At 25.7% G+C, this 23,359-nt stretch carries 22 protein-coding genes and 3 pseudogenes; 20 read left to right on the top strand and 5 right to left on the bottom strand.

Features of this window, described 5'->3' with window-relative positions; translation table 11 throughout:
• Position 1: 1 nt before the first annotated feature.
• From I2A75_RS15590 to I2A75_RS15625, 8 genes are all read left to right on the top strand, one after another.
• Positions 2-1,228, top strand: a complete 1,227-nt coding sequence (locus I2A75_RS15590) for an amidohydrolase family protein (protein ID WP_195266291.1) — start codon at positions 2-4, stop codon at positions 1,226-1,228.
• A 269-nt stretch (positions 1,229-1,497) separates the two neighbouring features.
• Positions 1,498-1,707, top strand: coding sequence for an alpha/beta-type small acid-soluble spore protein (locus tag I2A75_RS15595; RefSeq protein WP_195266293.1), 210 nt, complete (start codon positions 1,498-1,500; stop codon positions 1,705-1,707).
• Positions 1,708-2,167: 460 nt separating this feature from the next.
• The gene (locus I2A75_RS15600) at positions 2,168-3,883 is read left to right on the top strand and encodes a methyl-accepting chemotaxis protein (protein ID WP_195266295.1); all 1,716 of its coding nucleotides are present in this window, start codon (positions 2,168-2,170) and stop codon (positions 3,881-3,883) included.
• Positions 3,884-4,034: 151 nt separating this feature from the next.
• Positions 4,035-4,652 (top strand): nuclease-related domain-containing protein, encoded by a 618-nt coding sequence (locus I2A75_RS15605; protein ID WP_195266297.1) that lies wholly within the window; start codon positions 4,035-4,037, stop codon positions 4,650-4,652.
• 343 nt (positions 4,653-4,995) lie between these two features.
• Positions 4,996-6,933 carry a KUP/HAK/KT family potassium transporter gene (locus I2A75_RS15610; RefSeq protein WP_195266299.1) on the top strand — a complete coding sequence of 646 codons (1,938 nt, stop codon included), beginning with the start codon at positions 4,996-4,998 and terminating at the stop codon, positions 6,931-6,933.
• A 333-nt stretch (positions 6,934-7,266) separates the two neighbouring features.
• The gene (locus I2A75_RS15615) at positions 7,267-7,815 is read left to right on the top strand and encodes a helix-turn-helix transcriptional regulator (RefSeq protein WP_195266301.1); all 549 of its coding nucleotides are present in this window, start codon (positions 7,267-7,269) and stop codon (positions 7,813-7,815) included.
• 64 nt (positions 7,816-7,879) lie between these two features.
• Positions 7,880-8,248 (top strand): DUF4180 domain-containing protein, encoded by a 369-nt coding sequence (locus I2A75_RS15620; RefSeq protein WP_195266302.1) that lies wholly within the window; start codon positions 7,880-7,882, stop codon positions 8,246-8,248.
• Between the two features lie 369 nt (positions 8,249-8,617).
• Entirely contained in the window at positions 8,618-10,093 is a 1,476-nt protein-coding gene (locus I2A75_RS15625) for a protein adenylyltransferase SelO (RefSeq protein WP_195266303.1), read from the top strand.
• 69 nt (positions 10,094-10,162) lie between these two features.
• Here the strand turns inward: I2A75_RS15625 and I2A75_RS18040 are convergent.
• Positions 10,163-10,282 (bottom strand): annotated as a pseudogene (locus tag I2A75_RS18040) (4Fe-4S binding protein); the annotation flags it as partial.
• 50 nt (positions 10,283-10,332) lie between these two features.
• Entirely contained in the window at positions 10,333-10,542 is a 210-nt protein-coding gene (locus I2A75_RS15630) for a 4Fe-4S binding protein (RefSeq protein WP_195266304.1), read from the bottom strand.
• Positions 10,543-10,698: 156 nt separating this feature from the next.
• On the opposite strand from I2A75_RS15630, the gene I2A75_RS15635 reads away from it, so the two are divergent.
• Both I2A75_RS15635 and I2A75_RS15640 read left to right on the top strand, forming a co-directional pair.
• Complete coding sequence (locus I2A75_RS15635; RefSeq protein WP_195266305.1) at positions 10,699-11,796, top strand: L-dopachrome tautomerase-related protein; 1,098 nt, start codon at positions 10,699-10,701, stop codon at positions 11,794-11,796.
• Positions 11,797-11,949: 153 nt separating this feature from the next.
• Entirely contained in the window at positions 11,950-12,921 is a 972-nt protein-coding gene (locus tag I2A75_RS15640; RefSeq protein ID WP_195266306.1) for a Gfo/Idh/MocA family oxidoreductase, read from the top strand.
• 202 nt (positions 12,922-13,123) lie between these two features.
• On the opposite strand, the gene I2A75_RS15645 is transcribed toward I2A75_RS15640, so the two are convergent.
• Both I2A75_RS15645 and I2A75_RS15650 read right to left on the bottom strand, forming a co-directional pair.
• On the bottom strand, positions 13,124-13,357 hold the full coding sequence (locus tag I2A75_RS15645) for a hypothetical protein (RefSeq protein ID WP_195266307.1): 234 nt from the start codon (positions 13,355-13,357) through the stop codon (positions 13,124-13,126).
• Between the two features lie 524 nt (positions 13,358-13,881).
• On the bottom strand, positions 13,882-14,406 hold the full coding sequence (locus I2A75_RS15650; RefSeq protein ID WP_195266309.1) for a YcxB family protein: 525 nt from the start codon (positions 14,404-14,406) through the stop codon (positions 13,882-13,884).
• Positions 14,407-14,668: 262 nt separating this feature from the next.
• Between I2A75_RS15650 and I2A75_RS15655 the strand changes: the two genes are divergently transcribed.
• The 7 genes and pseudogenes from I2A75_RS15655 to I2A75_RS18215 all read left to right on the top strand — a co-directional run bounded on the left by I2A75_RS15655 (position 14,669) and on the right by I2A75_RS18215 (position 18,456).
• Positions 14,669-15,193 (top strand): cysteine hydrolase family protein, encoded by a 525-nt coding sequence (locus tag I2A75_RS15655; RefSeq protein WP_195266311.1) that lies wholly within the window; start codon positions 14,669-14,671, stop codon positions 15,191-15,193.
• 53 nt (positions 15,194-15,246) lie between these two features.
• On the top strand, positions 15,247-15,615 hold the full coding sequence (locus I2A75_RS15660; protein WP_195266313.1) for an ACT domain-containing protein: 369 nt from the start codon (positions 15,247-15,249) through the stop codon (positions 15,613-15,615).
• 263 nt (positions 15,616-15,878) lie between these two features.
• Positions 15,879-16,319: a GNAT family N-acetyltransferase gene (locus I2A75_RS15665; RefSeq protein WP_195266315.1), complete on the top strand. Its 441-nt coding sequence runs from the start codon at positions 15,879-15,881 to the stop codon at positions 16,317-16,319.
• Positions 16,320-16,549: 230 nt separating this feature from the next.
• Complete coding sequence (locus I2A75_RS15670; RefSeq protein WP_195266317.1) at positions 16,550-17,098, top strand: DUF1697 domain-containing protein; 549 nt, start codon at positions 16,550-16,552, stop codon at positions 17,096-17,098.
• Positions 17,099-17,393: 295 nt separating this feature from the next.
• Positions 17,394-17,714: pseudogene (locus tag I2A75_RS15675) on the top strand (PadR family transcriptional regulator).
• A 15-nt stretch (positions 17,715-17,729) separates the two neighbouring features.
• Positions 17,730-18,188, top strand: coding sequence for a DUF2812 domain-containing protein (locus tag I2A75_RS18210; protein ID WP_311315488.1), 459 nt, complete (start codon positions 17,730-17,732; stop codon positions 18,186-18,188).
• 25 nt (positions 18,189-18,213) lie between these two features.
• Positions 18,214-18,456 carry a hypothetical protein gene (locus I2A75_RS18215; protein ID WP_347707771.1) on the top strand — a complete coding sequence of 81 codons (243 nt, stop codon included), beginning with the start codon at positions 18,214-18,216 and terminating at the stop codon, positions 18,454-18,456.
• 274 nt (positions 18,457-18,730) lie between these two features.
• On the opposite strand, the gene I2A75_RS15685 is transcribed toward I2A75_RS18215, so the two are convergent.
• The gene (locus I2A75_RS15685; RefSeq protein WP_207733844.1) at positions 18,731-19,990 is read right to left on the bottom strand and encodes a conjugated bile salt MFS transporter; all 1,260 of its coding nucleotides are present in this window, start codon (positions 19,988-19,990) and stop codon (positions 18,731-18,733) included.
• Positions 19,991-20,505: 515 nt separating this feature from the next.
• On the opposite strand from I2A75_RS15685, the gene I2A75_RS15690 reads away from it, so the two are divergent.
• The 3 genes and pseudogenes from I2A75_RS15690 to I2A75_RS15700 all read left to right on the top strand — a co-directional run bounded on the left by I2A75_RS15690 (position 20,506) and on the right by I2A75_RS15700 (position 22,891).
• A complete protein-coding gene (locus I2A75_RS15690) occupies positions 20,506-21,339 on the top strand; it encodes an Rpn family recombination-promoting nuclease/putative transposase (RefSeq protein ID WP_195266319.1) in 834 nt (277 codons plus the stop codon).
• Positions 21,340-22,158: 819 nt separating this feature from the next.
• Positions 22,159-22,323: a hypothetical protein gene (locus tag I2A75_RS15695; protein WP_195266321.1), complete on the top strand. Its 165-nt coding sequence runs from the start codon at positions 22,159-22,161 to the stop codon at positions 22,321-22,323.
• 1 nt (position 22,324) lies between these two features.
• A pseudogene (locus tag I2A75_RS15700) lies at positions 22,325-22,891 on the top strand (zeta toxin family protein).
• The last annotated feature ends 468 nt before the right edge of the window (positions 22,892-23,359 follow it).

A 23,359-nucleotide genomic window follows, 5' to 3' on the forward strand; every position in this document is an offset into this window, starting at 1 on the left:
TATGGATAATAAATATATTGTTAAATCAAGCAAAATAATCACAGTAAGTGATATTAAGACTTTATATAATGGTGCTATTGTAGTAAGTGATGGAATAATAATTGATATAGGAAATTACGATGATATCAAATCGAAGTATAAAGATTTAGAAATTATAGATTTTAAGGATTTAGTAATTACGCCATCACTTATAGATTGCCATACTCATTTATTTGAATATGCACCATCAACAGTTTATCCAGTAACAGAAAAAACTTATGAAATTGCACAAGATGCTTTAATTTTAAATGGCTTAATGTCTGGAGTAACAGCTTTTGGTGAACAAGTTTGTGGATCATCAATGTATGAAATGAATTTAGATAAAATCAAAGAAAAAGCAAAAACTTTACCTTTAGATATAGTATTTTCAACTAATAGCATAACAATAGGCTTTGAAAATTTAGTTAATTTAACATCTGTTACGGGAAAAAGTTCAGTTGATAAAAGCACACTTATAAATGAAGAAATATTAGAAAAGATAATTGATGAAAGTGAATATCCAGGAGAAAATGTATTTATAAATGCCACTCCTGCTAATTTAAAAGAAGAATTAGTTCCAAAGGCAGGAGAAATAATTTATACACAAGAAGAATTAAATAAAATATCAAAAATGTTTCATAATAAAGGAAAGAAGATAGGATGCCATGTTGCTGGAGAAGAAGGAATAAAAATGGCCATAGAAGCTAAAATAGATATTATACATCATGGACATGGAATAACAAATGAATTAATTAAAAAAGCAAAAGAAGAAAATATAATAATTGTTGTAACACCATTAGGTGGGACACACTTAAAACCAAATTCACCAGAAGAAATTGAAGCATTAGTTAAAGAGGGAATAATTATAGCAATAGCAACAGATTCATATCTACCTCCAGATATAAACCTGCCATGGTTAAACTTTGAAGATGATAGCCCAAAAGGACCAGAAGTATTAATGAAAATATCAAATCAAGGTATGCTTAAGTTGAAAGATGCGGGATTAGATGAAAATGAAATTTTATCATTAATCACATTAAATGGAGCCAAAGTATTAGGATTAGAAGAAAAAATAGGAGCATTAAAAGTTGGAATGAAAGCAAATTTTATAGCAAGCAAAGGAATACCTGGATTAGAAATTACTGATATTAAGGATATTATTAAAGTATTTTATGAAGGAAAGTGTGTAATAGATAAGGAAGGACAATAACAATAATAAATAATGAAAAAATTTATAAATTAAAATTAATTTAAAGTTTTTAAATCAGCATATAGTTAAGCTTTAGTGTATATGCTGATTTTTTATTTATCTATATAATAAATCATAAAGAAATTTTTGATGATAAAAAGTACCTAGTACAAACTTATCCAATTAAAGATATTTATACTAAAATTACTATTATTTTTATAGATTATTAATTAGCCAACTGGTTAATATAATAGTGTCAACAAAAATAATATATAAAGGAGATGTAAGATATGGCATCAAATAATAATGGAAGTAACAGAAATTTAGTACCAGAAGCAAAAGCAGGGTTAAACAGATTAAAAAATGAAGTTGCATCAGAAGTTGGATTAAGCAACTATGAAAGTGCAGACAAAGGAAATCTTACTTCAAGACAAAACGGAAGTGTTGGCGGAGAAATGGTTAAGAGAATGGTAGAACAATACGAAAACCAAATTAAATAATTAACTGTTTAATTTAATACAAAAATAATAAAAGGATTAATGATGAAAATTCATTAATCCTTTTATTATTTTTGTGTGGAAATATATTTAAAAATATTTTAATATTGCATATTTTAATATTAATAGTAAATTAAATTTTGGCAATATAATCTTAAATAATATACTCGTAAATGATAATTAAAAAAACAAAAAAATAAAAATTTACAAAATTATCTAAATCAATAGAATAAGATATACTAAATAATATGAAAGTATTAACAATAGTTATTTGAATAATATTATTGATATTTAAAAAGTAAAGGATTAAAAAATAAATATTGTTATAAAATATAATGAAATTATGGATTTATGATAAATTTTAAATTTTCATAGTAATACTTTTAAATTTTTAAAAAACCATACGAAAATATAGATAACGAAAATAATAATAATCAAATGAAAAAAGAAAGGATAAAATAAAATGAAGTTTTTTATAAATTTAAAAGTAAAAAATAAACTTATATCAATATTTTTACCAATAAGTATCTTAATGCTGTTAATTGGAGGAATTGGATTATTTAGCTCTTGGTCAATAAATAAAAATGCAAATAGTATGTATAGCACTAATTTAATATCAATAAAGGATTTACAAGGGTTAAAATCAAACTTAAATTATGATTATATTAATATAGTGAAGGTGATCTATGAAAAAGATGAAACTAAGTTAGAAGAAAGATTAAAAATAATTAGTAATATAGTTTATGAAAATGAAGAATTAATTGAAGAGTTTGAATCTCTTGATTCAATAGAGGAAGCAAAAGATGTATTCTTAGATTTTAAGAGTGATTTATTTAAATATAGAGAATTGAAGTCTGAAGTCATAGAATTATTAAAAGAAAATAAATATGATGAAGCATCAGCTCTTCATAATTCAGAGATAGTACAAATCATAGACTCTATGTTTAACAAGTTAATGAAAGCAATTGAAATAAATGAAAATTTAGCTAAAAACAGTAATTTAAAAAATATACAAGAATTTAATAAATATTTCTATATAGTTTTAATTTTTACTTTAATAGGGTATGTTATTATTAGCTTTATGTCTTATATATTAATTAAAAATATTATAAATCCATTAGATAAAATAAAAAATTTAGCTGATAGATTAGCTAGTTATGATTTTTCTATGCCTATCAGCATAACTAGAAAAGACGAGTTTGGACAAACTGGAATAGCCCTAAATACTGCACAGGAAAATGTAAATAACTTAATAAAAATGATTATGGAAAACTCAGAAGATATAAGTGCTTCATCAGAGGAACTTTCAGCAACTGTGGAAGAGTTATTATCAAAAGTAGAAATTATTGATGAAGCAGTTAATAATATTGCGGCAGGAATGGAAGAATCAAGTGCTGCATCTGAAGAAATAAGTGCTTCTGTTCAAGAGGTAGATGCAAGTATAAATGTACTATCTACTACTGCCATGGATGGAAGTAATAATGCAAGCAAGTCAAAAGAAAGAGCATTAGCAGTTAAAAATAATAGTGAAAATGCAATTAAAGACACAATAAAAATATATGATGAAAAACAAAACAAAATGATAAAAGCAATTGAAGATGGGAAAATAGTAGAAACTATAAAAGTAATGGCTGATACAATAGAAAGCATAGCAGAACAAACAAATTTACTAGCTTTAAATGCAGCTATTGAAGCAGCTAGAGCAGGGGAACAAGGTAAAGGATTTGCAGTTGTAGCTGAAGAAGTAAGAAAACTTGCAGAAGAATCAAAGGAATCAGCAATGACAATTCAAGAAACAATTAAAAATGTTCAAGCTGCCTTTAAGAGTAGTAATGAAACAGGTAATGAAATATTAGAATTTATAAATAAAAATGTAAATGAACAATTTGAAGCTTATAAAGAAACAGGAAATCAATACTATAATGATTCAGATTTCGTAAGTAAAATGTCTGATGAAATTGCATCTATGTCAGAAGAAATTACAGCTACAATCGGACAAGTTAGTGAAGCAGTACAAAACATGGCAGAATCTTCACAAAAGTCAAGTGAAGATTCAGTTATAATAAAAGAAAGCATGGATGAAACTACAAGAGCTATAGAGCAAGTTGCTCTAACAGCTCAAAGTCAAGCTGAGCTTGCACAAAAGCTTAATGAAATGATATTAAAATTTAAAATTTAGGGGTAAAGGTTATAAGGAGCTAGACAAATTAAGATTGTCTAGCTTTTTAATATGTCTTTCCATTTTTATTTGAAATAGATTTATAAAGTTGCTATAATATAGCAAAAATATTTATTATATACAATACAAAAGCAAAAATTAGGAGAAAAAGATGAATACACAAAGGATAATTATAACAATTTTATTAGTATTAGTCATAGCTGCAATTTTAGTTAAAAAGATTAAATCAAAAAGGGAATTAAACTTAGGAGAAAAAGAAGTAAATCAAGTTCTAAGTAAATTATCAGGATACAAACTATTGAGTGATATATTAATAAAAAGAGAAAAAGGTTCGAGTCAAATAGATCATATCTTAATAGGTAAAAAAGGAATATTTGTAATAGAAACAAAGGATTATAGTGGTTCAATATACGGAGATCAATATTCAAAATATTGGATTCAAATAATAAATAGAAATAAAAATCAATTTTATAATCCCATTAGACAAAATTATGGACATATAAAAGCTTTAGAAGAATATATAGGTAGAAAAGGAGTATTTATATCAGTAATAGTTTTTACAAACAAATCAAAATTGAAAAAAGTAAAAACAGAGACCCCTGTAATTCAACTAAAAAAACTAAAGAAGTTTATTAGGAAATATCCTTCAAATATAAGGCTCTCAAGGGAAGAAATTGATTGCATTTATAATTCAATAAAGAAGGGTAACGTGCATAGTAATAGAGCAAGAAAGAAACATGTTAAAAGGATTACAAGAAATATATCATAAAAATGTTTTTATCTAATTATAACTTTAAATTATTTTTATAATTAATTTGTATTAAGTTGAAATGTAAAATACATAGAAATATTAAGAAAATTTATATTATTAAAATCAGGAAGATATTATTAGTATATCTATTCCTGATTTTTATTTTTGAGTATTTTAAAGTATTTTTGAGTATTTTAAAGAATTCTAATAATGAATAGAGATTTATATAAATACATATAACTATATTTAAAAATAACGCCTAAATATATAATATAAGTGACATGGACATTAAAAGAAGTCAGGATTATAATGAGTAGGTTAGATTTTTAATTTGTTAACATAGGAAGGAAAAAGTAAGAAAATGAAAAAGAAAGTTAGCATAGCGTCTCTTTTAGTAGCATTAGGAATTGTATATGGAGATATAGGTACATCACCTCTCTATGTTATGAAATCAATGCTAGGAGTGGACAATGGGTACATATCAAGTCAGCTTATTTTGGGAGGAGTATCCCTTGTTTTTTGGACTTTAACGCTTCAAACAACAATAAAATATGTGCTGATAACTTTAGAAGCTGATAATAAGGGTGAGGGAGGTATATTTTCTTTATATACTCTTGTTAGGAAAAAAGCTAAGTGGCTAATTATACCTGCAGTTATAGGTGGAGCAACATTGCTTGCAGATGGTATGATTACACCACCAGTAACAGTAACATCAGCAATAGAGGGATTAAACTTAGTTTTCTCAATAGAAACTAAAGGAATAATTATAATTGTAATAAGTATATTAACGATATTATTTTTACTTCAAAGATTTGGAACTGATGTGATAGGAAAATTATTTGGACCAATGATGGTTATATGGTTTTTTATGCTTTTTGCTTTAGGATTAAGTCAAGTAATGCAATATCCTCAAATAATAAAAGCCATAAACCCTTATTATGGAATTAATTTGTTAATAACAAATCCTAGAAGTGTTTATATTTTAGGAGCTGTTTTTCTTTGTACAACTGGTGCGGAAGCACTTTATTCTGACCTTGGACATTGTGGAAAGAAAAATATACACTACACATGGGTATTTGTAAAAATATGTTTAGTAGTAAATTATTTAGGTCAAGGTGCATGGTTAATGTTAAGAGAAGGTAGTGTAATTAAGGAAAATCCATTCTTTTTAATTATGCCAAGTTGGTTTGTCGTACCAGGAACAATTATTGCTACAATTGCAGCAATAATTGCTAGCCAAGCTTTGATAACAGGATCATTTACATTAGTTTCTGAAGCTATAAAATTAAATATGTTCCCAAAACTTCAAGTTAGATATCCTAATGATGATAAAGGGAAAATTTACATACCCGCAGTTAACTATTTACTATATGTTGGATGTGTATTATTAGTTTTAAAATTTCAAAAATCAGAAAATATGGAAGCTGCATATGGTTTAGCAATTACTATAACAATGCTTATGACTACAATCTTATTAACTCAATATTTAAGATTTAATAAAAAGAAAAAAGTTATGTCTGTGATAGTATTTGCTATTTTTATGGTGATAGAAAGTGCATTTTTATATGCTAATTTATTTAAATTCATACATGGTGGATATGTTACTATAATAATATCAGGAGCACTTATCTTCTTAATGTATATATGGATTTATGGGACAAGAATAAGAAAAAGATTTAGTCAATATGTTGATATAACAGATTATAAAGAACATTTTAAGTCATTACAAGAGGATAAGGAAATACCTTTATATGCGACTAATCTTGTTTATTTAACTGAGTCACAAAATTATAAAGAAATAGAAAGCAAGATAATATTTTCTATATTTAATAAGCAACCTAAACGTGCGAAATTCTACTGGTTTGTGAATGTAAAAGTAACAGATGAACCATATACTACTGAATATAGTGTAAATACGATTGTACCAAATGAAGCATTTAGTATTCAATTTAATCTCGGGTTCCGTATAGATCAAAAGGTAAATGTGTTTTTACATCAAATAATTCAGGATTTAGTTAAATGTGGTGAAATTAAATATACTCCGAAGGATTATATGATTAGTCAAAATGGAAAGTTTGTAGTTGGAGATTTTAAATTTGTATTATTAGAAGAAGTACTTTCTAACGAAAATGAACTTTCTAGATGGGATAACTTTATTACTAGTACAAAATTATTAATTAAAAGATTGACTGTTTCACCAGCTAAATGGTTTGGAATAGATACTAGTATTGTTAAAATAGAGAAAGTTCCAATTATAATAGGTTGTAAAGATATAGTGAGTTTGACAAGAATAAATTAAAGATTATTAAGATAGGCTTTTAATAGGTCTATCTTATTTTTTATACTTTAATAGTTTATATTGAATTTATAAAATGTATGAGAAATGCTCGTCTTCAAATTGAGGTGATTTTTAAATATGTACTGGAAAAGATTTACCGGTTATTAATGATGAATATTTATAAAAGACTGAGTGAAATCTTAGTTCTTTTTATATAATTGACTTTAAATATATATTATAAAACTTATTACTTATTTATATAGTAAAAATATTCATCTATATATTGCCAATAACTTATTAGTATGATATTGTATACCTATGTTAGTGTTAACATAGGTTAAAGGAGGAATATTAATGACAATAGATTATGCAATTTTAGGAATGTTAAGCTGGCAACCATTGACTGGCTATGATATTAAAAAAATCATTCAAGAATCACCATTTTTCTACTGGTCAGGTAATAATAATCAGATATATAAATCGCTAGTTAAATTATTAGAGAAGAACTTAGTAGTAAATGAAGTTAAACATCAAGAGAGTGCCCCTTCCAAAAAAATATATTCTATTACAGAATTAGGAGTAAAAGAATTAGAAAATTGGATTATTAATACTAATGTTGAAGTACCTGAATTCAAAAAGCAATTTTTGATACAACTAGCATGGTCAGGGCGTTTAGAGTTAAATGAAGTTGAAACATTATTATCAAAGTATGAATTAGAAGTTAAAGAATATATATCTATGTATAAAGAGGAACAAAGAAGAGAAAAGCATTTTAAAGATAGAACTAATCAAGAATATTTTATTTGGAAAATGCTTTATGAAAATATGATTATGTCTTATGAAAATGAATTAAATTGGATTGAGAAAGTACGTAAAGGTTTATTAAATAATTATAAATTGTAGAAAGTTTAGGTACTGGAAATTCAATAAAATTAACTACAAAATTAATTATACGAGGAGAATTAAAATGAAAATTACAAAAATAAATAATAATGGAATAGAAATTGCTATTGTAGAAAGTGAAGATTTAGTATTAACTGATGTACAATCTGCTTTGGATCTAATGGCTACAATATCATATGAAACTGGATGCGATAGATTTGCTATTAATAAAGAAGCTATTATAGAAGATTTTTTTAAACTAAGTACAGGGATTGCAGGTGATATTTTACAACGTTTTAGCAATTACAGAACTAAATTTGCAGTTTGGGGAGATTTCTCAATATATACAAGTAAAGCATTAAGAGATTTTATTTATGAAAGTAATAAAGGAAATTGTATATATTTTACTTCTACTCAAGAAGAAGCAGTAGTTAAGTTATCTAATACAAAATAAAAAGGTTATGGAGATTTTTTGTTTATCTCCATAACCTTTTTTACGATAAAGATCAGTATAAGCATTCATTTTTATGATATAATCATCAATATAAATAATTATTATTAAATAATATAATTTGTTTAGAGATGGTAGAATTAATTATTTTATTGGTAAATAAAATATGAATTTATTAAGTAAACATAATTTTTAAATATATAAGAAGTTTGGTTAAATGTAACCAGTATAATAACTAATTAGAGGTAAAAACTAAATATAATTAAATATTTAATAATTTTATATTCTATTAAAAAAGAGTAAGTGACTAATATTAATGTGATCCCTAATATTAGTCAATTAAAGCATTTATAAAAATAGAAAGGAGAGAATATGTTAGAAAAAGAAATGATAAAAGATACAAAATTCAATTTTGATAATAGTTATTTAAAGCTTTCAGATATATTTTATACTATACAAGAACCAAGTAATGTTCCATCACCTAAGCTCGTTGCATTAAACTATTCATTGATAAATTCTTTAGGATTAGATTCTAAGTTTTTACAAAGTAAAGATGGAGTTGAAGTTCTTGCTGGCAATAAGATTCCAGAAGGGTCTACACCATTTGCACAAGCATATGCAGGACATCAATTTGGACATTTTACAATGCTTGGAGATGGTAGAGCAACATTAATTGGAGAGCATATAACTCCTATTGGAGAGCGTGTAGATATTCAACTTAAAGGTTCTGGTAGAACTCCATATTCAAGAGGTGGAGATGGAAAAGCTGCTTTAGGACCAATGCTAAGAGAATACATTATAAGTGAAGCAATGGCTGCACTTGGAATTCCTACAACTCGTAGTTTGGCTGTAGTTACTACTGGTGAAAAAATAATACGTGAAGATTATTTACCTGGTGCAATATTGACACGTGTTGCAGCAAGTCATATACGTGTAGGAACTTTCCAATATGCTGCTAGATTTGGGAACATCCATGAACTTAAAGAATTAGCTGATTATACTATAAATAGGCATTATCCTTATGTTGATAATGAAGAAAATAAATATTTAGCATTCTTAAAAGAAGTAGTAAAAAAACAAGCAGATCTTATAGCAAAATGGCAATTAGTGGGATTCATTCATGGAGTTATGAATACAGATAACATGACAATTAGTGGAGAAACTATTGATTATGGACCTTGTGCATTTATGGATGTATATGATCCAGAAACAGTTTTTAGTTCAATAGATGTTCAAGGAAGATATGCTTATGGAAATCAACCTAAGCTTGCAGCTTGGAATCTTGCAAGATTTGCTGAAACGCTAATACCATTACTTCATGATGATCAAGATGAAGCAGTTGATTTAGCGCAAAATGCAATTTCAGAATTTGCAAATATATATGAAGAAATTTGGTTATCTGGAATGAGATCAAAACTTGGAATATTTAATGAAGAAGATGAAGATAAATCACTAATTGAAAATCTTTTGAGTATGATGCATAAATATGGTGCAGACTATACAAATACATTTAGTGCATTAACTCTTGATAAAAGAGATGGTATTGTAATGTTTGCTACATCTGAATTTAGTAAATGGAATGAACTATGGCAAGAAAGATTAACAAGGCAAGCAGAAACAAAAGAATCAATTAAACAACTTATGCAGAGTTCTAATCCTTATATAATACCACGTAATCATAGAGTAGAAGAAGCATTAGAGGCTGCAGTAAAAAATGATGATTATGGAGTGATGGATAGACTTTTAGATGCACTATCAAAACCATTTGCATATTCCAAAGAGCAAGATGATTATTCAACATTACCAGAACCTTCAAATAGTCCATATAGAACATTTTGTGGAACTTAAAGAAATTATAAGTTTTATTAGAGCAGAGGATTTTTTATAAATATATTTATAAAAAATCCTTTTTATTATACAGTAAGCCTTATTCTTTTTAGTTAAGCTTATTATAAGAGGAAGCAAGAAACATATTAGCCCTAGCCAAGCAAATAAAATATTAAATAATCCAAGAGTTAAATATACAACTGTAGCAATTCACAGGTAATCGTACCAATCTTTTTTAGTATTCTTTTTAATTTTCATATTTAATTTACTTCCCTCTTAATTTCAATAATTGATGCAGGACACACTTTAGCACATTTAGAACAACCAACACATTTATTAAAGTCAACTTGTGCATAAATTCCTTTATAAACTGAAATTGCGCCTAAAGGACAGCATTTTTCATATAAGCCATAGGCTACAGAGTAGGCTTGTTCTACATATGCCTTTTTCCTTATAATTTGTTTAATCATTATGATCTCTCACTAAAAATATAAATTCTCAAATATTATATATTTAAATATATTGTAATAAAGTCCCATAAGGTAATTAATGAAAAGATTTCATTAATTATGTTTTATTCATCAAACTTTATTTAATACATATTATAAAAATAAAAAGGAGATTTTATGAAACATAAAAAGTTGCCTAGAGAAAAATACTTTGGACATTTAGAGCAAGTCTTTGCTTTTTATGGTCCAATGCCTACAGGAGTTACCATTTCTGAAGAAGGGCGTATTTTTGTGAATTTTCCAAAGTGGGGAGACGATGTTAAGTTCACAGTAGCTGAAATTGTTAAGAACAAATTAGTTCCTTATCCAAATATGGAGATAAATAAAGAAGATTATAATGATCCTAGCAAAAGATTTATAAGTGTGCAAAGTGTTGTAGCAGATGGAAGAGGAACACTTTTTGTTTTAGATACAGCTTCACCTATGTTTTCTGAACCTATAAAAGGTGGAGCAAAATTAGTTGCTGTAGATTTGAAAACTAATAAAATAAGGAGAATATATACTTTTTCTGATGACGTTGTCTTACCAACAACATATTTAAATGATGTACGTATAGATTATCGTGTTGGAGAAGAAGGATATGCATATATAACTGATTCTTCAACAAATGGACAAGGAGCAATTATTGTTCTTAATTTAAAGAGTGGTGAAGCATTTAGACGATTAAATGGTGATAAATCAACATCTCCTGATCCAAATTTTATTCCTAAAGTTGAAGGAGAAGTATTACTTAAAAGGAAAGAGGATGGTACAACTGAACCAATTAATTTTTCAGTTGATGGGATAGCTATATCTCCTAATGGAAAAATTCTATATTATTGTCCGTTATCAAGTAGAAATTTATATTCTATTGAAACAGAACTTTTAAGAAATAGAGCAATTCCAGATGAAGTATTATCATCTTATGTTAAAGATCTAGGGGAAAAGGGTGCTTCTGATGGTCTAATGTCTGATGCTAGAGGAATAGTCTATGCAGGTGACTATGAAAATAATAGTATTAGAACTATTTTACTAGATGGCACAATGAAAACTATAGCACATGATCCAAGAATTTTATGGCCAGATACACTTTCTATAGGCCATGATAAATATTTGTATTTCACTGCAAATCAACTAAACAGACAAGCTGATTATCATTATGGAAAAGACTTAAGAGAAAAGCCTTATAGTTTATTTAGAATTAAAATTAATGAGCTACCTGCACCTACAAAATAAAAATTAATCTCAATTTTGAAATGGAATATATAAGTTTAAGTTAATCTGAAAGGAAGTGATTAAATAAGTGAACTTATATATCCATTTTTTATTTGCTATTCTTAGAAGGAGTCTTATATAATTATAGTAATAAAAGAGAGGAGTAATAAATTTATGATAAGATGGGGAATTATAGCACCTGGTACAATAGCTAATACTTTTGCAATAGAAGTAAAAAATACTAAAAATGGAATTCTTACTGCAATTTATGGAAGAAATGAGGATAAAACAAAAGAATTTGCTAATGAGCATAGTATAGAAAAATATTATATCAACATAGATGAATTTTTAAGTGATGATAATATAGATGCAGTTTATATAGCAACGCCTCATAATTACCATATGGATTTTGCAAGGAAGTGTATAGAAGCTAAAAAGCATGTATTATGTGAAAAACCATTTTCATATAATTCTAAAACAGGTAAGGAAGTTTTAGAGCTTGCAAGAGAAAATAATGTATTTATAATGGAAGCACTTTGGACTTTATTCTTACCAGCAATTAATCAAGCAAAAACATGGATTGAAGAAGGGAAAATAGGAAGAGTTAAATTAGTTACAGCAGATTTTGGGTTTAAAGGTGAGGAAAATATAAACCATAGATTATACAATCCTAATCTAGCTGGTGGAGCATTGTTAGATGTTGGTATTTATCCAATTTTATTTGCCAATTATATAGCAAATAGTTTTCCGCAAGATATAAAAGCAAGTGCTGAATTTACAAAAACCAATGTAGATGAAAGTGATATAATTAATTTGAAATATGAAGATGGAATTTTAGCTTCTTTAAAATGTTCACTAGCAGCAAATCTAGATAAGACAGCAGTAATATATGGAGAAAACGGAAAGATAGTTATACCAAGATTTTGGGCATCAAAAGAAGCATATTTATATATTGAAGATACTACTGAAAAGTATATAGATGAATATGAAGGAACTGGATTTAAATATGAAATTGAAGAAGTTAATAATTGCATTATGAATAAGGCTTTAGAAAGCAATGTGGCTTCTCATAATTTCACATTAGAATTAGCTAAAATAATGGATGAAGTAAGAAGACAAATAGGTTTAGTTTATCCATTTGAATAAATTGAATATATGATTTAATAGTATATGTATTAAAATTATAATTACTAATTAATTTGATATTTCATAAGTAAAAGCACCAAAAAGAATAATTACATCTTATTTGGTGCTTTTACCTTGCATTATCTATTTATTTTTCAAATTAGTACTATATTATTCTATGACTATATATTTAAAATAACATATTTTGATATTGTAAATAATTCTAGTGATTTAGATTTTGAGCAAATTGTTGCATAATAGCTTTAACTTCTTCAACCTTTTCTGGCTTTAATAAAGCAATCATCTTAGGAATAAATTCCATAATATATTCATGTGAAAAAGTACCTTCTGATTGTTTCTTAAAGCTTTCAGCAAGTAATGCTTTTGCTTCCTCAATTTTATCTTCTTGAACTTTTTCTAAAATAAAACCTAAAAATTTTTCTTGTCCTTGATTCATAATTTCTCCTCCTAGATGTTAATTATATTTATTTCTATTGCCTAAATAAGCTTTTCAATATTTTAGATAAAACCATATAGTAATTATAATGCATAATACTGTTCTAAAATCCAATATAAGCACAATAATGTTACTAATGATTCATTTTTACTATACAAAACAACATAATAAGGGAATTATATTATATGGTTTAATTTGATGTCAAATAGTATATATAAATTTATAAATATAATAATAAATAGGTAATTTAGATTATTAAGTTATTTAAAATGAGTTTTGTAGTTACTTTATTTATATATAAAGTAACTACATTTGCTTATAATGGATAGAGTTTGACTTTTACTTAGGATAAGAAAAATAGTTTATTTTTTTTCTGAATTGCGCATTAAAAAATACCGCATATTCATTTTGAATAGTACGGTATTCTCTTTAACTGATATTTAATTTTAGATCTGAAATCAATGTAAGATTTTTTATTTAATAATTAATTTAATCTCATAAACAACAATGATTTAGGAAATAAATTACCATCTTATATTCTTACATTTCTCTTTAATAAAATCTTTAAAAGAATTTATTTCGTCATCATTTAAGCATTTTTTGAATATGAATGTTTGTTGCCCGGATCTTGTAGTCAAAAGATACATATTGGAAGTTTCTGAAAATCTTACGAAAAACTCATATTTTATTTCAACTTTAGATGATGTAGTTAAATTATTTATAACTACTCCATCTTCAGTGAAAATAGTTTTAATTTTAAAGTTATTTTCATTAGAAGATTCCTTTATCATTTCCATATTCTTTTTTTGAAATATGTTTTGAACATAAAAAATAACCAAAATTGAAATAGCAGCTAGAACTTCAAAAAAAACTCCGTTTACTATATAGGATGTATCAGAAATTGCTATTCCTAAAACTATTGATAATAATCCTAATAAACTAAATACAATAGAATATATTATAAAAAACTTCTTTCTTTTAGAGCTTATCACATGTATTTTTGACTCTTTTATAGTCTCCTCATTTAATATTCCACTAGTTTCAAACATATTATTTCTCCTTTTAGCAACTCAAATCTAAGAATAATTTAAATAATTCTCAATTCATTATAACATATTTTGGTAAACACTGTACTATTCAATTTTCAAAGAACAAATTCTATTAATTACTTAGCAATAGAATCAAATGATTTACCAAAGCACTAAAATAAGCTATACTTATATACAATAATTGTAAATTAATTTATATTAGTGCAATTGCAATTGGTCAGCAAATAAATTAGTTATAGAGAATTTAGTAAGGAGAATTGGAATGGTTTTACTAGTGATTGATACACAAAAGTTAATAACAAATGAAAAGTTATATAAATTTAATACATTTGTATCTAATGTTAAAGAAATAATAAATAAGGCTAGGAATAATAATATCGAAGTAATATATGTTCGCCATGATGATGGAGAGGGAGGGGAATTAGTAAAAGGAACTGAAGGATTTGAAATATATGAAGAGTTTAAGCCATTAAAAGGAGAAAAAATATTTAATAAGAATTTTAATAGCGCTTTTAAAGGGACAGGCCTGCTGGAGTATTTAAAAACTAAAGGTGAGAAAGAAATAATAATTGTAGGACTTCAAACAGATTATTGTATTGATGCTACTATAAAATGTGGGTTTGAACATGGATTTCACATTATAGTTCCAGAGCATGCAAACACAACAATAAATAATAAATTTATGTTAGCAGAACAAAGCTATAAATATTATAATGAATTTATGTGGAATGGAAGATATGCAGAATGTATTTCAATAGATGAAACACTTGGAAAAATGAGTATTTAAAGTTCGATTATATTACTCATAGGAAAATATGAAGTTAAAAAGGAGAGTAATAAATGGAAATAAAAATAATAAATCAGGATTTTTCAATTTGCAAAGTACAAGATCTATCAGAAGTAGATTATTCAGATGAATTTTGTTTTATAGGAAAGACAGATGAAGAATTATCATTAGTATGCAGTACAAATATGGTGCCTAAAAATGTAGTTGAATGTGATAATGGATGGAAAGCATTTAGAATACAAGGTGTATTAGATTTTTCTCTTATTGGTATATTATCAAAAATATCAACTTTGTTAGCAGAGAATAAAATTGGGATATTTGCAGTATCTACATATAATACAGATTATATTTTAACTAAAGAAGAAAACTTTGAAAAATCAATAAAAATTCTTGAACACAATGGATATATAATAAAGAGATAAATTTTAATATGCCATTTAGATTGTTTCAAAAAATTAATCCTCATACAAATTAATTAACAAATTAGAGGTGAAATAAATATGTCAAATTCAAAATTTTATTATATAGATATAAATGCACCTAAATGAAATTAACCTAATCATATAGGTACATCTGCAATAATTAAATATAAGAACAAAATTCTGTTAGAAAAAAGAGTAGTTAGTGGCAGATGGCTTTGATTGGTGGTGGATTTAGGTATTAATTTTAAAGGGGGCGGGGTAAAATGAAGTTAAAAGTAATTAAGTTAACAGAAGAGAATTTGGAAGAATGCATAGACTTATTTATAGATACATTTTCAAGAGAACCTTGGTATGATGAATATGATTCAAGAGAGCAGGTAAAGGATTTTTTTATAAATCATATGGGAAATAATTATTTCTTAGGATATATAGGATTGTTAGATGAAAAGATTGTAGCATTAAGCTTAGGAATGAAAAAGCCTTGGATAGGTGGTATGGAATATTATATAGATGAATTTTGTATAAGCTATGATATTCAAGGAAAAGGTATTGGCAGCTTGTTTTTAAAAGATATAGAAAAATTACTAATTAATGAAAAGGTAAAAGGTATGATGCTTAATACAGAAAGAGATTATCCTTCATGTAATTTCTATCAAAAAAATGGATTTAAAATACTAGGGGATCTTATTGTTTTAGGAAAATAAGATAGTATATTAATAGATAAATCCAATCTATTAAGGGATTTTCTAAGAAGATGATGATATAAAAAATATTATAGAAACTTGAAATTGAAATGAGCTTAATTATGTTATAGGATGGAAAACTTATGCTTTTTTACTTACAGCGCGATGAACATAAGAAAAATAACTTCGTTTTAAAAACTAGTGTAGAAATATATAAAATGAATTAATCAAAAAAATTAAGGGGGAAAACAATGATTTATGTTGCTTTACTAAGAGGAATAAATGTTGGGGGAAACAACAAAATAGATATGAAACTTCTAAAAAAAACATTTGAAAGAATAGGTATGGAATCTGTTATTACATATATAAATTCTGGGAATGTAATTTTTACCGATATGAAGCACACAAAGGAAGAAATAATAGAACTTTTAGAAGAGGCTATATTTAGAGATTTTCAGTTAAATATTAAAGTTTTGATTCGTAGTATAGATGATTTTGAGAATATGATGAAGCTTTTGCCAGAGTCATGGAAAAATGATAAATACATGAGAAGTGATGTATTATTTTTATGGGAAGAAATCGATAAAGAAACAGTGATTGATGAATTAAAAATTAAACCAGAAATAGATACAGTTATGTATGTACAAGGAGCAATTTTATGGACATTAGATAAAGAAAATATTACGAAAAGCGGATTAAATAAATTTATAGGAACTGACGCATATAAAAAAATGACAGCAAGAAATGTTAATACTACCCGTAAAATATATGAAATTATGAAGGGATTAAATGAGGTTTAATTAGGATAATAGCAATAGTAGAATTATTATACGGTAGTAATATTTATTTCAGATTATATAGAATCAATATTTTAATAAATTACCTATATTTATTGTTTCAAAATTAATAATATTTATTTTAGTTACATATGAGTAGTGAAGTTATATATTTCATTTGAAGAGAGAAATTTTGTAGTTACTTTATTTATAAATAAGGTAACTACATTTTTGTATAATGGGTATAGTTTGAATTTTTACTTATGATAAGAGAACGCTTATGATGATAAATGATATAAAAAGTACGAAGGAGAATTTTATGCCAAGAAAAGATTCTATTGATATTGGGGAGTTAACAGATTCTGCTTTCTATATTTTATCTAGTGTTATTGATGAAAAGCATGGTTACATAATTATGAAGACTATTGAGAAGTTTACTGATAATGAAGTTACTATTGGTCTTGCATCGCTTTATACAACACTAAAAAAGCTTTTAGCAGCAGATTTAGTTGAGTTAAGTTGTGATACAGATGAAAATAAAAAGGTGTATAAAATAACCAATAAAGGGTAAGAGATGCTTATAAAAGAGATTGAACGTAAAAAGCAGATGGTTAAATTTGTTGAAAAATTTTTGGGTTAGGAAAGGGTGATATTCTTGAAAAGTAAATATGTAATTATTAATGGTCTTGCTTTTAGTGAAGAAAGTGATATGGAAAAACTAAAAAATTATGCGAGTCAAGGTTGGATACTAGAAGATATAGTAGGAGGTTTTTTCTATAAGCTAAGAAAAGATAAACCTCAAAATATAGTGTATAGTTTAGATTATCAATTGGATGTCGATGGAGAGTATTTTACCATATTCAAAGAAGCAGGATGGGAGCTTGTTCTTTCTGTCAATAACCAAATGCATATTTTTTTAGCGCAAGCTGGGACTAAGCCTATTTATAGTGATAGTAAATCGGAAATAGATAAATATACACGTGTAAGAAATCAAACGAGAAGGGGAACAATCTATTCTTTAATAATGGCTATATTAATTGATAGGGTTGTCAGTTTTTTCTGCAATAGCTATAAGACCTATATTTCTGATTATCTTAGCGTTATTAGTAATTGATATTTTTATATTTGTCTTTAATTTTATGCCTTACTTAGCATATAACTCTAGAATTAAGCAAATAAAAAGAAGTGGTAGATGTAAAAGTAAAGTAATAAATAACAAAATAACATGGAAACTATATGCATTTGCAGGTATTATGTTTTGGATGTTAGGAATTTTAAATTTAGTTGAGAAGAAATATTCTGCATTATTATATATAATTTTAGGTGCCTTTGATATTGGTTTAAGTTTAGATTACTATAAGAAATATAAAAAGTCTTTATAAATTCTATTCAAGATTAATGAGATAATATGGAGAGAAAAAATACCTAATTGGACAAATGATATTTTTCAAAAGTAGCCAGTAAAATTATAAAAGTTTTACTAGCTATATTTATATAAAATTAAAATTAAAATTTGAATTTCATTTTACAATTAGTCTTTTATTATTCTTCCATTTTCAATTAAAACTACATATATTCTAGATTCTTTATCATTAATTGTTATAATATTACTATTGAAATATATTTTTTTCATTTTTTCAGCTCCTAATATTTACCTTATATAAACTTTTTATTTTGATCTTTAACTTTTTTTATTGATGTAAGTAATAAAATATATCCTAAAAGCAAACATCCTATCATTACTATCCATCCCATATTAAAGCCAAAATTATCTACTATCATCCCAAATAAGGTTGACCCTAACGCATATCCTAATGCGAATATAAGATTTACAATACCTAGTATTACACTAGAGTCTTTTTTACCGAATACATCTGTAGTCATAAATGCTGGTGCTGACATATATGAATAAACATTTAAACCATATGCTACTGAGAATAAAAATGCTAAACTATGAACTTTACTTGAAATAAGTAATCCTATTACAGCTACGATTGAAAGTACAAATGACATAGACATTGTTTTTAATGTACCTATTTTATCAAATAAAACTCCTCCAGTTACATTTCCTATTAAACTGAATAATGCAAATACTGAACCTAATGTACCAACTAATGTTGCATTCATTCCAAGTTCTCCTGTAAAATAGGTTGCATATTGAGTACTTAATGCAGATATAGCAATTGCTATTATTGCATACCCTATTGAACATCTCCAAAAATACTTATTCTTAGTTGTTTCTTTTACACCTAAACCTTTGAATCTATTATCTTCCATATTAGATTCATTAGAGTTTTCCTCAACTAATTCTACTTCATTAGCTTTAGGCATTCTCATAAATAATAGTATTATTGGTAAACTGCATAGCAATGAAATTATCCCAAATACTATATAACTATAACTTGATCCCTTTGATGCTAACATTTGTGATGTGATTTCTTGTAAAAACACATTACCTATAGATCCCCCAGAAAATGCTACACCTAATGCTATACCTCTACCTTTTTTAGGAAACCAATTGTTAATTACATATGGCACTCCTAAGCTTGACAATAGAACACATCCTACTTGACATACTCCAGATAATATATAAAATTGAGGTAATGTTTGAGCAAAACCAAAACCTAAAAATCCTAATGATGATAATACTGTTCCTACTATAAATAATATTTTTATATTTATCTTACCAAATAATTTACCTAAAAAGGGTGAAAATGTAGCAGATGCTAAAGCTCCAAATGTAAAAATTAATGAGAATGATGCTAATGAAAAATCAAACTTATTAATTACATATGGTATAAATAATGGTTGAATATTTTGTGCAATTGCAAATGGAATAGCTTGCATAAACATACATATGAATACTATTAAATATTTTTTCCTATTATTGTTAATTAACAATTCATCTTTTTTCATAATATATTTCCTTCCACTGTCTATTTAATAAATTTCTAATTTTTATTATATATATTTGCATTTAATATGTTAAATATAGATATCTTATATTACATATAATCAAATACTTATTATGTGATATATGAAAATATTTATATACAGTATAAAAAAATATATTTAACAAATTTAAAATCAAACATGAATTCAAAATAAATAGAAGTTTTATCTATAAACAAGGTAACTACATTTTTTATGATATGTATAATTTGAATTTTAATTATGGTAAGAAGAAGTCATAGAGCGTGCTAAAAAAGTTGCTGCAGTATTTGATTTTTGTGAAGACCATAAATATTTATTAGACCTATCTTTAGCAATATAAATAAGAGATGAAGAAAAAGCAGTAGAAACTATTATAAAAATTGTAAATAAATTTAAATATCAAGTTTATAGTAAACAAATTTTTAATTAATGTTATAATAAAGTAAGTACAGGATAATAATTTAACTAAAGATTAAAATTAAAGAGGCAAATTATATATGAGAAAAGTAAAACCATTGAATGATTTTATATTTAAGAAAATATTTGGTGAAAAAGGTAATGAAGATATTCTAATATCATTTATAAACGCAGTTTTAAAGAGAACTAAAAAGGAACCTATTGTAGAAGTCGAAATTATTGACAATAAACAATTAACTAAAGAACTTATTTTAGATAAAACAGGAATTATTGATGTAAGAGCAAAAACTTCTAAAGGTGAAAACATAGATATAGAAGTACAGCTTACAAATCAAGGAAATATGGATAAAAGAACATTATTTTATTGGGGAAAGATGTATCTTGAAAACATAAAGCAAGGACAAGATTATACTAGTTTAGAAAAAGTTATAACTATAAATATATTAGATTTTGAATTTTTAGGAACAGATAGTTATCAATCTTCATTCCATTTATGGGAAGATATAGAGAAGGATTATATGTTAACAGATGTCGTAGAAATCCATTTCTTAGAGTTACCTAAATTCAGAAACAAGAAAAATAAAGATTACAAAGAAAACGACATAGAAAGATGGCTTATGTTTTTAGAAAAAGATATATCTGAAACTACATTAAAGGAGTTGATGAGTTTGGATACAGCAATAGAAAAAGCTGAACAAAAAATCGAATACTTAAGTAGTGATGAAGAAACTATGAGAATTTATTATGAGAGAGAAAGATCACTGCATGAAAGAGCTAATATGATTAGTTCAGCAGAAGAAAGAAAAGCAATAGAGATAGCTAAAAATTTATTAGATATTTTAGATAATGAAACAATAGCTATGAAAACTGGATTGAATATAGAAAAAATTAAATTATTAAGAGATAAAAGTTAGTAGGATAGGTGAAACCCTATCTTATTTTTTTATAAAAATACATAATTAAAACTTAAAATTGCAATATACTATTTAAATTTTAGATAGGTAAGTATAAAAAATAAATGAATCATTGCTTTAGCTTTATGTGGCATATTAACATAATTTATTTCAGCAATTTATTCTGTTATATGATAATCTAGAGGAAAAGATTATGAATATTTTTTAGGATTTATTGATGCCATCAGTGGAGATTTCAGTTAAATATAAAAGTTTTGCCGGAGTTATGTAAGAATGATAAAAGCATGAGACGTGATGGATTATTTTATGGGAAGAAATCGGAAGAGGAACAATGATTGATGAATTAAAAAGTAAACATTAAATCTATTAAATCTATTAAATCTATTAAATCTATTTAATGTTTAAGAATTAATAATAATTATTTTGGTTACATAGTAGTACTGAAGATATCTACTTCATTTGAAAATAAATAAAAAATGTAGTTACTTTATCTATAAACAAGGTAACTACATTTTTTATAATATCTATAGTTTGAAGTTTTATTTATGTTAAGAAGGAGTTTATCATGAATAAATGAGATTAGATGATAAAGAGCTCATAAGTATATTAGATAAAAAATAAGCCTATAGCGATAATATCTAATGATTAAAAGTCTTTATAAATTCTATTCAAGATATTTGAAAATGTAAAAAACATCATTTGCAGGAATAATGAGAATCGTATATGTGGAGAACTAAAATTATAAAGTATTAGGTTTATAATCCATTGAGGTTGGTATATAATATTTGTATAGATGTTTTATAAAGGAGGTAATTTAAAGTGGAAAATAAGGATATTAATCTATATGATATTTTTATGAAATACTCATATAATCAATTAAAGGAATTATTTAAAAATGCAAAAACAAAAGAAGAGCAAGACTTTTATATGACATTATCTAATTGGGTATTACAAAAAGAACAGGCGAAAGTTATAGGTGAATAGCATGCCAGCTTATACAATTTTTGCAGGAGTTAACGGTGCAGGCAAAACTTCAATATACAAATCTATATATTATAATTAAAATAAAGATGAGAAAAGAATAAATACTGATGAAATGGTAGCTAGGATTGGATCTTGGAAAGATAATAATCTTCAAGTTAAGTGCGCAAGAGAAGCTGTTAAGTTAATAAAACAATATATTTTGGAAGACATATCTTTTAACCAAGAAACAACACTATCTGGCAAAAGTATAATAAAGAATATGAGATTTGCAAAGGAAAAAGGTTTTTATATAGTTATGAATTATATAGGGGTAGAAGGTCCTGAAATTGCTAAAGAGAGAGTTAAAATTAGAGTAAGTAAAGGTGGGCACGGAATACCTGATAAAGATATAGAAAGAAGATATTATGATTCACTAAAGAATTTAAATGATGTAATTCGAATATGTGATGAAGTAAATATATACGATAATACAGAAGTATTAAGAGAAATTATGTATTTTAAAAATGATGAAATAATATGGAGAGATAAAAAAATACCTAATTGGGCAGATAGTATTTTTCAAAAGTAGCTAGTAAAATTATAAAAGTTTTACTAGCTATATTTATATAAAATTATAACCAAAATTTGAATTTGAGATCTATTAATTATATATTTAAGAGGATTCCTCTAAGAGGTTATATTAAGATATTTTTAGTTGATATTAAATTTTTGATTCGTAGCCTAAATGATTTTGAGTATATTATAAAAGTTTTTGCAAGGATTATAAATATAAGAACATAAGCACTATTTTCATGGGGAGAAATCGCTAGAAAGATTCTATATAGGGCTCCAATTTATTGCACACTATATAGAATCAAGATTTAATAGATAACTTATATTTACTTTTGGTAATTATAGACTAATTATATGCAATAATATATAATCAAGATGAATATTAATTTGGAAATAACTTTAAAATTGATAGTGTAAAGTTTCGTATGAAAAAAATAGATAAATCAACATAAAGGTAATTATTTGAATAAATTGATTTATGTTG

Origin of the sequence: Clostridium sp. 1001275B_160808_H3 (genome assembly GCF_015550425.1) — a bacterium.
Lineage (GTDB): Bacteria > Bacillota > Clostridia > Clostridiales > Clostridiaceae > Clostridium.